Genomic DNA, 14791 nt, shown 5'->3' with positions numbered 1-14791 from the left:
GAAGCGAGAGACCGTACTCAAGCCGAAGCCCTCACGCTTTGGTGATGTGACGGACCTTCCGGGCAGAAACGCCCGGAATGCTGAGAGCCGCTGAGGCTCTGAGCAACGGTGCACGGGCACGACCGTAACAAGCGGCCAGGACCATGACAATGAGCGTTTGCCCGTAAGCAAGCAGAAGGGTCTGTGACGCTGGGTGATGCGAGCTGATCAGGCGACGGGCGGTCGGCGCTCAGCGGATCTGCTCGGGCCACTGCCGGCCGGGATAGTCTTCGGCCACTGTTGTCAAGTCTGACCAGGTGTGATTCGCGTATGGCGACGGAGGTCATGCCAGATGGAAGCGCTGATTTCCGCGATGGAAGATATGGTCACAGTCCACTACGGGCAGTTCCTGCTGGCGGACGAGGACGGCGCTCAGGGGGTTCCCGACGATTCGCCGTCCCCTTGGGAGCTCAGTTTCGACGAAAACGACTGGTTTCAGGTAACACCAAACGGAGCGCTGATCAGTACGGGTTACTCCGATCACCGGGTCACCGTCCGCCTGGAGTTGTGGGGCTCTCCTCCGCCGATGTCGGAGCATTGGGATGACGTGTGGGAGGGTGACTTCTACGCCGGTTCAGGGCGCATCGCTCTGGCCACACTGCTCACCGACGAAAGCCATGAAGTCTTTGATCTCGGGCGGCGGGACTCATCCTGGCGGCTGCGTGCGCACGTGCGACAGCTTCGCGACACCGACGACATCGACTGGGAGACGGAGGGATTCCCTTCTGGCGTGGAGTTCTACCTGCTGCGCTTCTGGCTCGCCACCTGAGACGGCGTCGCGTCGGGCTAGCGCTCGTGATAAGACTCCCGCTCGGGCGGCTCTCAGGACGCGGCGATGAGGGCCACCGCGCCGAGGGCGAAGCCGACGCCGGTGATTTGTACGGCGTTGAGGCGTTCGCCGAGGACGTGGCGGGCGAGTACCAGCGTGCTGGCCGGGTAGAGGGAGACGATTACGGCGACCAGGCTGAGCAGGCCGCGTTGTACGGCGAGGAGATACAGCACGTTGGCCGCCATGTCCAGTACGCCCGCGAGCAGGATGGTCCCCAAAGAGCCCTTGCCCGGGCGCAGGCCGCGTCCGGTCAGCAGGGCGAGGACGGCCACCAGGGCGATTGAGGCGAAGCGGGCCCCGAGCAGCGGCCACAGACCCGAGTCGCCGGGGGCGTGGCTGAGCAGGATGAAGAATCCGCCGAATCCGGCGCCGGAGATCAGCGAGGCGAGCAGCGGGCCGACGCCGCCTCCGGCGGGCGTGGCCGAGGGGGCCCGGCTCACCAGGAGTACGGCGAGGATGGCGAGGGCGATTCCGGCGAGGGCCATGAGCTCGGGGCGTTCGCCTGCGGCGAGCCCGAACAGGACCGGGAGGCCGGCCGAGACGGTCGCGGTGACGGGGGCGACCACCGACATGGTGCCGGTCGCGAGCGCCCGGTAGAAGAAGATCAGGCCGCCGCCTCCGGCGAGCCCGGCCAGCATGCCCCACAGCAAGGCGGGCGGGCTGCTTCGGCCCGGCAGCAGCGGCATCAGGGCCACGATGAAGGCGAGTCCGGCCGCCTGGGAGAGCACGACGACGGCGTACACCTGGGAGCGTTTGGTGGCGAGCCCGCCGAAGAAGTCCGCCGCGCCGTACACCACCGCGCAGGTGGTCGCCAGGACGATCGCCGTCACCTTGCTCCTCCAGTGCAATAGATTGGACTGGAAGTACACTAGCTGTTGGTACAACAAACTGGAAAACGGTTTTAATAGACTGCACCGCATGCCGGAACTGGAGACGATCACCGCGGCGATCGCGAACAACGTCCGGGCCCAGCGGGCGCATCGGGGGATGACGCTCGACGAGCTGGCCCTGCGGTCCGGCGTGAGCAGGGGGATGCTGATCCAGATCGAGCAGGGCCGCACCAACCCGAGCATCAACACCCTCAACCGCATCGGGGACGCGCTGGGGGTGTCGGTGGGCCGCCTGGTCGAGGTGTCCGACACGCCGGTGGTGCGCGTCGTGCACGAGTCCGACGTGGTCACGGTGTGGCGGGGGGACCGGGGCGGGTCGGCGCGGCTGCTGGTCGGCACCGACGCGCCCGCGATCCTGGAGCTGTGGGACTGGCGGCTGGGGCCCGGCGAGCATCACGACAGCGACGCGCACGCCGCCGGCACCCGCGAGATGCTGACCGTTCTGTCCGGGACGCTCACGCTGTCGGTGTACGGCAAGAGCCATGTCGTGGGGCGGGACGAGGCGGTGCTGTTCCGGGCCGACCGGCCGCACCGGTACGCCAACGAAGGCGAGCAGGAGGTCCGGTTTGTGATGGTTGTAACCGAACCTCGCGACACGCCGGACCTCTGAATCCACACCTGTTGCCCACCTCGCGTGAAACGCTCACCCGAGAGGTGAAACGCAGACATCTGGGTAATGGTCCGAGTACCCGGCCGAGGTTTCGCGGGGCGACACGGCCGGGGTGTGCCACATGTCCCCGCGGTGCTTTCGGGGGGAAGCGTGCGAGTCGGGGGCGCGGTGGCGTCGCTGTGCGCGGCGGCGTTATTGGTGACCGGTTGTTCCGGTATCGGGATGTTCCGAAAGGCGGAGGAGACGGGGGAGACGGGGAACGTTCCCGAACAGCCGTTGAGCAGGCCGGTTGACCCCGACACGCTGCGGCAGCGGCTCACCGCCCAGCAGCCGGAGTGGCCGACGGGGCGCCTTCAGGCGGGGCCCGGGGCCCGCACGGTGGACTGCGCGCGGGTCAGGTGCGTGGCGCTGACCTTTGACGATGGGCCGGGGAAGTACACCGGGCAGGTGCTGGACATGCTCGCGGCGCACAACGCGCGGGCGACGTTCTTCGTGATCGGGCGGAACGTCACGCCCGAGTTCCGGCCGCAGCTGGCCCGGATCGTCGCCGAGGGGCACGAGATCGGCAACCACACGTGGAACCATCCGCAGCTCAACTCGCTGTCGCAGGCGAAGCTCACCGACGAGCTGGGCCGCACGAATAAGATCATCGCCGCCTATACGGGCGTGCGGCCGCACACGCTGCGACCGCCGTACGGGATGACGAACGCGAAGGTGGCGCGGGAGGCCAAGCGGCAGGGGCTCGCCCAGATCTTGTGGACGGTGGACACGGTGGACTGGAAGGACCACAACACGGCGGTCGTGCTGAAGCGGGCCCGGCAGGCGCGGCCGGGGGCGATCGTGCTGCTGCACGAGACCGTGAAGACGACGGTGGCCGCGGTGCCGCAGATCCTCAAGCACTTCGACCGGCAGGGCTACACCTATGTGACGGTGTCGGAGCTGTTCGGCGAGCAGTACCTGCAGCCCGGGGAGAAGTACAAGGAGCACGTCGGCATGATTCAGTGATTCAGTGACGGAGGCGGGCGCGTCACTGACCGCGAGGTTCAGTGAACGGCAGGATGGCGATCGCGACGATGGCTCAGGCGGGCACAGTGGTGACCGCTTTATATGTGGCGACGCGCATGGCGGGATCCCCCTTTCTCGGGGGGATCCTGCCGCCGTGTGTTCGACGCGGAACGCTTACGCGGAAGATCCGCGCTTGGCGCGGGCGGCCATGCGGGCGCGCTCGGCCGCGTTGAGGACCACCTTGCGCAGCCGTACCGACGAGGGGGTGATCTCCACGCACTCGTCCTCGCGGATGAACTCCAGCGCCTGCTCCAGGCTGAGCACGCGCGGCGGGATGAGCCGCTCCAGCTCCTCGCCGGTGGAGGAGCGCATGTTGGTGAGCTTCTTCTCCTTGGTGATGTTCACGTCCATGTCGTCGGAGCGGGAGTTCTCCCCGACGATCATGCCCTCGTAGACCTCGGTGGTCGGCGGCACGAACAGGGTGCCGCGCTCCTGCAGGTTGAACATCGCGTACGAGGTCGCCACGCCGGCCCGGTCGGCGACGAGCGACCCGGTGGGGCGGGTGCGCAGCTCGCCGAACCAGGGCTCGTAGCCCTCGAAGACGTGGTGGGCCAGGCCCGTGCCGCGCGTCTCGGTGAGGAACTCGGTGCGGAAGCCGATCAGGCCGCGGGCCGGCACCAGGAACTCCATGCGGATCCAGCCGGTGCCGTGGTTGATCATCTGCTCCATGCGGCCCTTGCGGACGGCGAGGAGCTGGGTGACCGCGCCGAGGTACTCCTCGGGGCAGTCGATGGTGAGCCGCTCGACCGGCTCGTGCACCTTGCCGTCGATCTCGCGGGTGACCACCTGCGGCTTGCCGACGGTGAGCTCGTAGCCCTCCCGGCGCATCGTCTCCACCAGGACGGCGAGGGCGAGCTCGCCGCGGCCCTGCACCTCCCAGGCGTCGGGGCGCTCGGTGGGCAGCACGCGCAGCGACACGTTGCCGACGAGCTCGCGGTCGAGGCGGTCCTTGACCATGCGGGCGGTGACCTTGGTGCCCTTCTGCCTGCCCACCAGCGGGCTGGTGTTGGTGCCGATGACCATGGAGATCGCCGGCTCGTCCACGGTGATCAGCGGCAGCGGGCGCGGGTCCTCGGGGTCGGCGAGGGTCTCGCCGATCATGATGTCCGGGATGCCGGCGATGGCGATGATGTCGCCCGGACCGGCCTGCTCGGCGGGCTTGCGCTCCAGCGCCTCGGTCATCAGCAGCTCGCCGATGCGCACCCGCTCGATCGTGCCGTCGGTACGGCACCAGGCGACCTGCTGGCCCTTGCGGATCGTGCCGTGGTGCACCCGGCACAGCGCGATGCGGCCGAGGTAGCTGGAGGAGTCGAGGTTGGTGACGTGCGCCTGCAGCGGCGAGGTGGGGTCGTAGGTGGGCGCAGGGACCGTCTGCTTGATCGTCTCGAACAGCGGCTCCAGGTCCGGCGAGTCGGGCATCTCGCCGTCGCCCGGCCGGGTGAGGGAGGCGCGGCCGGCCTTCGCCGAGGCGTACACGATCGGGAAGTCGATCTGGTCCTCGGTGGCGTCGAGGTCGAGGAACAGCTCGTAGGTCTCGTCGACGACCTCGGCGATGCGCGAGTCGGGCCGGTCGACCTTGTTCACGCACAGGATGACCGGCAGCTTCGCGGTGAGCGCCTTGCGCAGCACGAAGCGGGTCTGCGGCAGCGGGCCCTCGGAGGCGTCGACGAGCAGCACGACGCCGTCCACCATCGACAGGCCGCGCTCGACCTCGCCGCCGAAGTCGGCGTGGCCGGGGGTGTCGATGATGTTGATGGTGAGGTCGCCGTGCCTGACGGCGGTGTTCTTGGCGAGAATGGTGATGCCCTTCTCGCGTTCGAGGTCGTTGGAGTCCAGCACGCGGTCGTCGACGTCCTGGCCCGCGCGAAACGCCCCGGACTGCCACAGCATGGCATCGACCAGGGTGGTCTTGCCGTGGTCGACGTGCGCGATGATCGCGATGTTCCGCAGGTCGTCGCGGCTGTGCAAAGGCATGATTCAGTCTCGTTCTGGTCGTGGGGTTGGTCCGCGCCTCGGTGCCCGCTGGAGGTGAATCGGGGCGTGCAGAAACCGGGCCGCCTTCCCATTTTACTTGATCGTTATCGCGCTCGAATGCCGTAATCGGCGCGTTCGCCCGTCGCCGCCGATCGGACGCCCCCGCGCCGCCGCACCCGCGACGCCCTCGGTACCCTCGGACCGTGCCACTCGCTCCCGTGTTCGGCGCCATGATGCGCACCTCCGACGGCGTGCGGATCGACGCCGGGCACATCCCCGGCCGCTCCCTCGATCTGGGGATCGTCGTCGCGCACGGATTCACCGGATCGTGGCGGGAACGGGCGAGCCGCCGCATCGCGCACGCGCTGAGCGCCTTCGGCGGCGTGCTTGCGTTCGACTTCCGCGGCCACGGCCGCTCGTCGGGCCTGTCCACCGTGGGCGATCTGGAGATCCTCGACATCGAGGCGGTCGTCCGGCACGCCCGCGTGGTGGGATACCGGCGGGTGGTCACGGTCGGGTTCTCGATGGGGGCGGCGGTCGCGGTACGGCACGCCGGCCTGATCGGCGGGGTGGACGCGGTCGTGGCGGTGAGCGGCCCGGCCCGCTGGTACTACCGGGGTACCCGGCCGATGCGGCAGGTGCACTGGGCGATCGAGCAGCCGGTCGGGCGGCTGGCGGCGCGGCTGGTCAAGCGCACCCGCATCGGCGTCGGGCCGTGGGATCCCGTGCCGGTGCCGCCGCATGAGGCGGCGGGGCTGATCGCGCCGACGCCGCTGCTGATCGTGCACGGCGACGCGGACCGGTTCTTCCCGCTGGAGCACGCGCACCAGCTCTACGAGGGCGCCCGCGACCCCCGTGAGCTGTGGATCGTGCCCGGGTACGGCCACGCCGAGACGGCGGCCACCCCCGATCTGATCCGGCGGATCGGGCGATGGGCGGCGGAGCAGAAAAACTTTCACGAAAACTGAGAACTTTTCCCCCGCGGGCGTCGTCTACACATGCGGTTGAGACACAGCCGGCTGACAGGCACGGCGCGGGGGCGTTCGGGTGTTGCACGGTACGCGGCTGCCGTGCAACACCTGAACTATTTGTGCTACTGAGGCGGAAGTTCCCAAACTGCACTTTTGGGGCATGAGTTCGTCCGTTCCGGTGGCAGGGGTGAAGATCATCTTCTATAGTTCCCTCCGTCTGAGGAGGGGAGAGCGGCGTGAAACCAGGCCGGGTCCTCGCTCTGGCCGTCGTCCTCGCCGGGCTGGCCGCGGTCGCCGGCACGCCGGGCGCGCAGGCCGATCCCGATCGGCAGGCCAAGCTGAATCAGCTCACCAAGCAGTCCAAGGCGCTGTCCAAGGCGTACCGGGGCGAGATCCAGAGTCTGGAGGAGGCCAAGCGCGCCGCGCGCAAGGCGGACGCCCGGGCCAAGTCCCTCAAGAGCAGCGTCGCCAGCGCGGAGACCAGCCTCACGATGTACGCGCAGACCTCGTACATGAACGGCGGCCTCGACCCGACCCAGATGTTCACCTTCGGCAACGGCGACCTCAACCAGGCCGCCAAGCTCAACTACCTGGCGACGGAGCGGGCCGCGCGGCTCAACCGCCTCGCCGCGCTGCTCAAGGAGGCCAAGCAGGCGGAGAAGGCCGCCGACGACAAGATCGACGAGCTCGAGGACAACATCGAGGAGCTGCGGAAGAAGCGGCGGCAGGTGGAGCGGCTGCTCGCCCGCTTCGGCTTCCAGACCCCCGACGCGGGAACCGGCCTCACCCCGCGCATGATCAGCATCCGCAACCAGATCATGCAGAACTTCCCCATGCCGTACGGCGTGGGCTGCCTGCGCCGCGGCGACCCGGGCGAGCACGGCGTCGGCCGGGCCTGCGACTTCATGATGAGCCCCGGCGGCCGGCCCGCCGCCGGCGACGACCTCGAACGCGGCAACGCCCTGGCCGAGTGGTGCATCAAGAACGGCCGCCAGATCGGCATCATGTACATCATCTGGCAGCAGCGCTACTACGACATCCGCACCGGCGGCGGCTGGCGCATGATGGCCGACCGCGGCAGCCCCACCGCCAACCACTACGACCACGTGCACGTCTCGGTGCTCTAGCGTCTCCGGGCGCGGGCCCTCAGCCGGAGCGGCGGGCGATCTCCTCCCGGTACCAGTGGTAGGACGCCTTCGGCGTGCGCCGCTGGGTGGCGTAGTCCACGTGCACCAGGCCGAAGCGCTGGTGGTGGCCCTCGGCCCACTCGAAGTTGTCGGTGAGCGACCAGACGAAGTAGCCGCGCACGTCCACGCCCTCGGCGCGGGCGGCGTCGAGGGCCGCCAGATGGCCGTCGAGGTAGGCGATCCGCGCCCGGTCGTCGATCGTCCCCCGCTCGTCGGGGACGTCGGGCTGGGAGCAGCCGTTCTCGGTGACGTAGATCGGCGGGAGGGCCGGGCCGTACCGGGCGCGCAGGCCGGCGAGCAGCTCGCGCAGGCCGTCGGGGACGACCGGCCAGCCGAAAGCGGTCGTGGGGTACCCGGTGATGCCGGCGTCTTGGAAGGGCAGGCCGGGGGCGTCCGGGGCGGCGATGCGGGTGGGGTTGTAGTAGTTGACGCCGAGGCCGTCGAGCGGGGCGGCGATGAGCTCCAGGTCGCCGTCGCGGACGACCGGGGCGAGGTCCGTGCCGTAGGCCGACAGGTCGGGGTAGCGGCCGAGCAGGACCGGGTCGTTGAACAGGCGGTTGTGCAGGGTGTCGTAGGCGTCGGCGGCGGCGAGGTCCTCCGGGGCCCGCGACGCGGGCCACACCGGCGTGCAGTTGTTGGTGAGCAGCACGCGGCCGGCGTTCCTGGCCCGCAGCTCCCGTACGGCGAGGCCGTGCGCGAGAAGCTGGTGGTGGGCCGTGGGCAGGGCGTCGGTGAGCAGGGCGTGGCCGGGCGCGTGCAGGCCCAGGGCGTAGCCGTAGGCCATGTGCACGAACGGCTCGTTCAGCGTGATCCACAGCGGGACCCGGTCGGCGAGCCGGTCGGCGACGATCCCGGCGTAGTCGGCGAAGTACGCGGCCGTGTCCCGGTTGAGCCAGCCGCCCTTCTCCTCAAGCGCCTGCGGCAGGTCCCAGTGGAACAGGGTGAGCGCGGGCGCGATCGACCGCTCGCACAGCGCGTCCACCAGCCGGTCGTAGAAGTCCAGGCCGGCGTGGTTGACCGCGCCCCGGCCCGTCGGCAGCACGCGGGGCCAGGAGACCGAGAACCGGTAGGCGTTCACCCCCAGGCCCGCGAGCAGCTCGACGTCCTCGCGCCAGCGGTGGTAGTGGTCGCACGCCACGTCGCCGTTCTGGCCGTCGCGGATGTGTCCCGGCAAATGGGAGAAAACGTCCCAGATCGACGGCCCCTTGCCGTCCTCGTCGGGGGCGCCCTCGATCTGATACGCCGCGGAGGCGGCACCCCAGAGCATGTCGTCGAGCACCATGGCGAGCGCCTTTCCATCAACACGAGTTTGGCTCACGTTACGCGCCGGGTGCCGCGGATGTACATAATGGGCCTCGTGATGAAGGTCTCCACAGGGACGCTCCGGCGTCGCCCGGCCCAGCGGCGCAGCCTGGAGCGGGTCGAGCGCATGCTGGACGAATGCGCCCGGCTCCTGGACGAGGTCGGCTACGACGCGTTGACCACCAAGGAGGTGGCACGCCGGGCGGGAGTGCCGATCGGCACCTTCTACCAGTTCTTCTCCGACAAGCAGGGGCTCGTGCGGGCGCTCGCGCTGCGCAACCTGGACGCCTTCTTCGACCGGGTGAGCGCCCGGCTGGCGCGCGTGGAGCTGGCGCACTGGACGGACGCCGTCGACCTGATGATCGACGAGTTCGTGGACATGAAGCACACGATGCCCGGCTTCGGGGTGATGGACTTCGGCGAGGTGCTGGTCACCCCCGGCGGCCCCGCGCTGCGCGGCACCGAACGCCTGCTCGCCGGGGACATGGAGAACAACCTCGTCGTCGCCGACCGCCTGCGCGTCTTCACCGTCGAGCTGCTCGGCGCTCCGGCGGGGCCCGAGCTCGACCGTGCGCTCGTCGTCGCCGTGGAGGCGGCCGACGCGGTGCTCAAGCTGGCCTTCCGCGTGCGTCCCGACGGCGACCCCGACCTGATCGACGAGTGCAAGCGCCTGGTTCGCCGCTATCTGGAGGACCACCTCCCCTGACGGCGGCGGTGATCCGGCGGCGGTTCGGTCCGGGAGCGGCGCGACAGTGGAACGGAGGAGCGGATGGGCGAGCGCACGATCACCCGGGAGAACGGCACCTACACCCCCGGCCAGGTGGCCGACGAGACCGGGTTCAGCCTCGACACGCTGCGCTACTACGAGCGCATCGGCCTGCTGGAGCGCGTCCGCAGGAACTCCGCGGGGCAGCGCAGGTTCACCGACGATGACCTCGGCTGGCTCGGCATGCTCCGCTGCCTGCGCGACACCGGCATGCCGATCGCCGAGATGCTCCGCTTCGCGGAGCTCACCCGCGCCGGCGACCACACGATCCCCGACCGCGTCGCCCTGCTGGAGGCCCACGACCGCAACGTCGAGCTCCAGATCGCCAACCTGCGCGAGAAGCAGGGCGCCATCAAGCGCAAGATCGGTTACTACCGGGACCTGATGGCCCTCGACGGCGGCGGCTCCTCGTCGGCCTGACGGCCGATGGTCAGGCCCGGCGTCCGTCCTGAGGCGCGGGAACGGCGGAGGAGTCGGTGCCGTACGCCTGGGCCTGCAGGTTGTAGAGCTCGGCGTAGAGGCCGTCGAGGGACATCAGGCGCCGATGGGTGCCCTCCTCGACGACCTTGCCGTGGTCGAGGACGTAGATGCGGTCGGCGTAGCGGACGCTGGCGAGGCGGTGGGTGATGAGCAGGACCGTCCGGCCGCCGGAGTGCCGCCGGACGCGCTCGAAGAGGGCGTGCTCGGCGCGGGCGTCGAGCGCGGCGGTGGGCTCGTCGCAGATCAGCAGCGGGGCGTCGCGGTAGAAGCCGCGGGCGACGGCGACGCGCTGCCACTGGCCGCCGGACAGCTCCTCGCCGTCCTTGAAGCGCCGGTCGAGCAGCGTGTCGTAGCCGCGGGGCAGCCCGGCGACGACCTCGTCGGCCCCGGCCACCCTGGCCGCGTCGAGGATCGCCGCGTCGCCCTTCTCCAGGCCCATCGTGATGTTGTGGCGGGCGGTGAGCGGCCACCGGGTGTGGTCCTGGGCGATGACGGCGATGTGACGGCGCCGCTCCTCGGGATCGACCTCGGCGAGGTCCACCCCGTCCCAGCACACGCGGCCCGAGTCAGGCTCGTACAGGCAGGCGAGGATCTTGGACAGGGTGGTCTTGCCCGAGCCGTTCTCGCCGACCAGGGCCACCACCTCCCCGCGGCGCAGGCGGATCGACACGCCCCTCAGCGCGGGCGCGTCCGCGCCCGGATAGGTGAAGGCGACGTCCTCGACGGTGATCTCCTCGAAGGACTCCGGCGCGGGCCGGGTGCGGTCGGCGTGCACGCGCCGCTCGGCCTCCTCGCAGAAGGCGATGAAGTCGGTGAAGTAAAGCCCGTCCTCGTACAGGCGGTTGGTGGCGAACATGAGCGTGGACAGCGAGCTCTGGCCCGAGCGGATGGCGAGCACGGCCGTGCCCGCCACGGCGAGCGGGACCTCCCCCACCGCGAGCAGCACGCCCAGCGCGACGTAGACCAGCGCGGTGCCGACGCCGCCGAGCGCCTCGCCGACCAGCCGGGCGACCGTCTCGCGGCGGGCCAGATCGAGCATGACCTTCTGCTCGGCGCGGGCGACCCGGTCGTACATCGCCAGCAGGAAGCCGCGCATGGTGAACGACCGCACCTCGGCGGCGGGCTCGCGGGTGCTGAGCAGCTCGCCGATGATCCACTTGCGGCGGCGCGCGGGCATGATGCCGAACACCGCGGTGTAGCGCTCGCGGGCCGAGCGCACCGCCGCCCAGGCGTCCGGCACCACCGCGAGGACCAGCAGCGGAAGCAGCACCGGGTGCAGCACGCCGAGCACGCCCGCCACCGCCGCGATGCCGATCACGCCGGTGAGCACGTCGACGGTGGTGCGCACCACCGAGTCCGACATGTGCACGCCGCGCGCGTCGGCCCGCTGCAGCGCGTCGTGGAAGTCGGGGTCGTCGAAGGCGGCGAGCTCCACCCTGCTGGTCAGGTCGTACAGGCGCATCTCGGCGATGCGCGCCACCTGCGGGGCCAGGCGCGACTGCGCCCACCCGGCGGCGGCCTGGAGCGAGGTGCGCACGGTCGCGGCGATCGCGACCAGCAGCAGGCTGGGCAGCGCGGCCCTGACCCGGTCCGGCGTGGGCTGGGCGGAGAACAGCGCTTGGAGCACGCCGGTGGTGGCGAGCAGGCCGAAGGCGGTGAAGACGCCGCCGAGCAGGCTCAGCGTGATCGTCGCCACGGTGTCGCGCGGGCCGGCCGCCCAGGCGATGCGCACGGCCTGGGCGATCAGGGCGGGCAGCTTCCGCGCCACGGTGAGGAAACCGACGTCGGCCAGCGCGTCGGCGTGCGCATACCACTTGGGCATGTCGAGCTCGCCGAGCTCGTCGGGATCGCCTGCGGTGCCCGCCGTGCCTGCGTGATCCTCTCCGGGACGGTCGGCGGGTCGCTCGCCGGGCGAGCCCGGCCCGCCGGATGAGCCGCCGTCGCCGGGACCGTCCGGCTCGTCGTGGGGGTCTCGGTCGTCTGGGGGGCCGTCTGCGGGGCCGTCCGGGCGGTCGTCAGGGGGGTTCGTGGGGGTGGTGGCCATGCCCTCAGTCTGAACGCCGCCACCGACAATCCGCGATCGGTTAACGCCGGAGAGCGACGTACCCGGGCGAAGAGGAGCAGCTCGATTAACCGCTACAACGGCGATGATGTGCGGGTATGCCGAGACGTTACATGAAACGTTCTTGACTGTGTGCCTGCGGAGTGGCTTCATTGGCGGAGGTGACAACGTTGTCAACCCGTACATCGAAACCTGCGGGGAGTTTCGTGGCCGGGTCATGGAGGAGTCCGAAGGGATATGGCAATGCGGAGACGATGGATATCGGCCGCCGCGATCGGCCTGGCCGGCATTCTGGCCCTCGGCGCCTGTGGTGGCGGGAGTTCGGGAGACGGCGGCGGTGGCGGCGGGCAGAGCACCTCCCAGAAGCGGGTCGAGGTGTTCTCCTGGTGGACCGGGCCGGGTGAGGCCGACGGCCTCAAGGCGATGCGGGAGATCTTCGAGCGGCAGAACCCGAACTTCACCTTCTACGACGCCGCGGTGGCGGGCGGCTCAGGGGACCAGGCCCGCGCGCTGCTGTCGAGCAAGCTGCAGGCCAACCAGCCGCCGGACACCTTCCAGGGCCACGCCGGAGCCGAGCTGCAGGGCTACATCAAGGCCGGCAAGCTTGAGCCGCTGAACTCCCTGTACGACGAGCTCAAGCTCAAGGACGTCTTCCCGCAGCAGCTCATCGAGCAGATCACGGTCGCCGGGAACATCTACTCGGTGCCGGTGAACATCCACCGGTCGAACATCCTGTGGTTCAACCCCAAGGTGCTGAAGGACGCCGGGATCGCGGCCGCGCCGAAGACCATCGACGAGTTCATCGCCGACCTGGAGAAGGTGAAGAAGTCCGGGAAGATCCCGCTGTCGATCGGCTCCCAGTGGACCCAGGTCCACCTGCTGGAGAGCGTGCTGCTCGGCTCGCTCGGCACCGACGCCTACAACGCGCTGTGGACGGCGAGCGCCGACTGGTCCAGCGCCGAGGTGACCAAGGCGCTGGAGAACTTCAAGAAGATCATGTCGTACGCCGGCACCCCGCAGGAGGACTGGCAGCCCGCGGCCAAGCAGGTCGCCGACGGCGAGGCCGCCTTCAACATCATGGGCGACTGGGCCTACGGCTACTTCCACAACCCGCCGGACGGCGGTCTCGGCAAGACCTCCAAGACCGACTTCGACTGGGTCCCCTCGCCGGGCACCGACGGCACGTTCATGTGGCTCTCGGACAGCTTCACCCTGCCCAAGGGCGCCCCGAACCGTGACGGCGCGATCGCGTGGCTCAAGGTCGCGGCGAGCAAGGAGGGGCAGGACGCGTTCAACCCGCTGAAGGGCTCGATCCCCGCCCGCAAGGACGCGGACAAGTCCCTGTACAAGGACTACCTCGCCTGGAACCTGGAGCAGTGGGCGAACGACAAGCTCGCCGGCTCGATCCAGCACGGCGTGGTGGCCAACGACGCCTGGCGTACCGCGATCAACGACGCGGTCGGCCTGTTCAGCCAGGACCAGGACGTCGCCAAGCTGCAGACGGCGCTGGCGGACGCGGCCAAGGCCAGCGGCCAGTAGCCGGTGCCGACACGTCCCGCCGCCGTGCCCGCCCGGGCGCGCACGCACCCCGGGTTCGCGTGGGGCACGGCGGCGGGTCCGTACCCGAAAGGTGAGTTGTGACTGCCAAAACGGCACCCCCGAGGGCGCGGCGCGCGCCCAGGTGGCTTCCGGGCCTGCTGCTGGTGTCGCCGTCGATCGTGGCGATCGCCGTGTTCGTGTACGGCATGCTGGGCTGGAACTTCAAGGTCGCGCTCAGCGACCAGCACGACGAGATCACGCCCGGGAGGTTCGTGGGCGTGGAGAACTTCGTCAACCTGTGGGATGAGACGCGCTGGGGCATCTCGGTACGGCACGCGATCGTGTTCACCGTGGTGTTCGTCGGCGGCGCGCTGGTCCTTGGCTGGTTCCTGGCGTTCCTGATGGAGAAGGGGATCAAGGGCGAGGGCGGCTTCCGGGCCGTCTACCTGTTCCCGATGGCGATCTCGTTCATCGCCACGGGCGTGGTCTGGCGCTGGCTGATGAACAGCGCCACCGGAGAGCGTGCGGTCGGCCTGAACGCCCTGTTCGGCCACCTGGGGCTGGACTTCCTGCAGTGGCAGTGGTTCCGCGACCAGGACTGGGGGATGGCCGCGATGGCCATCCCTGCCATATGGCAAATGTCTGGATATGTCATGGCGTTGTTCCTCGCCGGGTTCCGCGGCGTGCCCGAGGAACTGCGCGAGGCGGCGCGGGTGGACGGCTGCAACGAGTGGCAGGTCTACCGCTATGTGGTGTTCGCGTTCCTGCGCCCGGTCACGCTGTCGGCGCTGATCATCCTGGGCCACATCTCGCTGAAGGTCTTCGACCTGATCGTGTCGGTCTCCGGCAAGCAGATCATCACCGACGTACCGGCGATCTTCATGTGGACCGCCGTGTACGACTCGCACGACCCGGCCAAGGGCGCCACCATCGCCGCCTACATCGTGTTGTCGGTGGCGGTCTTCGTGGTGCCGTACCTGATCTGGAACGCCCGCAGGGAGAAGCGACAGTGACGACGATCGCCAAGGCCCCGCCCACCGAGGCGCGGCCGCAGACCCCGGCGCCGAGGCCGAGGGA

Annotated in this window: 13 protein-coding genes; 9 read left to right on the top strand and 4 right to left on the bottom strand. The window is 69.9% G+C overall.

Going from position 1 to position 14791, the window contains the following annotated elements; all coding sequences use genetic code 11:
- The first annotated feature begins 331 nt into the window (after positions 1-331).
- Positions 332-808, top strand: coding sequence for a hypothetical protein (locus AB0K60_RS09630; protein WP_364050594.1), 477 nt, complete (start codon positions 332-334; stop codon positions 806-808).
- A gap of 53 nt (positions 809-861) precedes the next feature.
- On the opposite strand, the gene AB0K60_RS09625 is transcribed toward AB0K60_RS09630, so the two are convergent.
- Positions 862-1698, bottom strand: a complete 837-nt coding sequence (locus AB0K60_RS09625; protein WP_364050591.1) for a DMT family transporter — start codon at positions 1696-1698, stop codon at positions 862-864.
- Positions 1699-1786: 88 nt separating this feature from the next.
- Here AB0K60_RS09625 and AB0K60_RS09620 point away from each other — a divergent pair, with 88 nt between their 5' ends.
- Entirely contained in the window at positions 1787-2368 is a 582-nt protein-coding gene (locus tag AB0K60_RS09620; RefSeq protein ID WP_364050588.1) for an XRE family transcriptional regulator, read from the top strand.
- Between the two features lie 276 nt (positions 2369-2644).
- Positions 2645-3373, top strand: coding sequence for a polysaccharide deacetylase family protein (locus AB0K60_RS09615; protein ID WP_364050585.1), 729 nt, complete (start codon positions 2645-2647; stop codon positions 3371-3373).
- Positions 3374-3547: 174 nt separating this feature from the next.
- On the opposite strand, the gene typA is transcribed toward AB0K60_RS09615, so the two are convergent.
- A complete protein-coding gene (typA, locus tag AB0K60_RS09610) occupies positions 3548-5407 on the bottom strand; it encodes a translational GTPase TypA (protein ID WP_364050582.1) in 1860 nt (619 codons plus the stop codon).
- A gap of 230 nt (positions 5408-5637) precedes the next feature.
- Between typA and AB0K60_RS09605 the strand changes: the two genes are divergently transcribed.
- Entirely contained in the window at positions 5638-6375 is a 738-nt protein-coding gene (locus tag AB0K60_RS09605) for an alpha/beta fold hydrolase (RefSeq protein WP_364050639.1), read from the top strand.
- 239 nt (positions 6376-6614) lie between these two features.
- Entirely contained in the window at positions 6615-7505 is an 891-nt protein-coding gene (locus AB0K60_RS09600; RefSeq protein ID WP_364050579.1) for a hypothetical protein, read from the top strand.
- Between the two features lie 19 nt (positions 7506-7524).
- Here the strand turns inward: AB0K60_RS09600 and AB0K60_RS09595 are convergent, their stop codons facing one another.
- Positions 7525-8847, bottom strand: coding sequence for a GH1 family beta-glucosidase (locus AB0K60_RS09595; RefSeq protein ID WP_364050576.1), 1323 nt, complete (start codon positions 8845-8847; stop codon positions 7525-7527).
- Between the two features lie 78 nt (positions 8848-8925).
- Here AB0K60_RS09595 and AB0K60_RS09590 point away from each other — a divergent pair, with 78 nt between their 5' ends.
- Together AB0K60_RS09590 and AB0K60_RS09585 are read left to right on the top strand one after the other, a co-directional pair.
- Positions 8926-9573 (top strand): TetR/AcrR family transcriptional regulator, encoded by a 648-nt coding sequence (locus AB0K60_RS09590; RefSeq protein ID WP_364050573.1) that lies wholly within the window; start codon positions 8926-8928, stop codon positions 9571-9573.
- Between the two features lie 63 nt (positions 9574-9636).
- On the top strand, positions 9637-10053 hold the full coding sequence (locus AB0K60_RS09585) for a MerR family transcriptional regulator (protein ID WP_364050570.1): 417 nt from the start codon (positions 9637-9639) through the stop codon (positions 10051-10053).
- Between the two features lie 10 nt (positions 10054-10063).
- On the opposite strand, the gene AB0K60_RS09580 is transcribed toward AB0K60_RS09585, so the two are convergent.
- Complete coding sequence (locus AB0K60_RS09580; RefSeq protein WP_364050567.1) at positions 10064-12157, bottom strand: ABC transporter ATP-binding protein; 2094 nt, start codon at positions 12155-12157, stop codon at positions 10064-10066.
- 261 nt (positions 12158-12418) lie between these two features.
- On the opposite strand from AB0K60_RS09580, the gene AB0K60_RS09575 reads away from it, so the two are divergent.
- Complete coding sequence (locus AB0K60_RS09575) at positions 12419-13714, top strand: extracellular solute-binding protein (protein WP_364050564.1); 1296 nt, start codon at positions 12419-12421, stop codon at positions 13712-13714.
- Between the two features lie 98 nt (positions 13715-13812).
- Positions 13813-14727 carry a sugar ABC transporter permease gene (locus AB0K60_RS09570; RefSeq protein WP_364050561.1) on the top strand — a complete coding sequence of 305 codons (915 nt, stop codon included), beginning with the start codon at positions 13813-13815 and terminating at the stop codon, positions 14725-14727.
- Positions 14728-14791: the final 64 nt, after the last annotated feature.

Source organism: Thermopolyspora sp. NPDC052614, assembly GCF_040678635.1.
Classification (GTDB): Bacteria; Actinomycetota; Actinomycetes; order Streptosporangiales; family Streptosporangiaceae; genus Thermopolyspora.
This window is presented reverse-complemented; position numbering and strand designations above follow the sequence as displayed.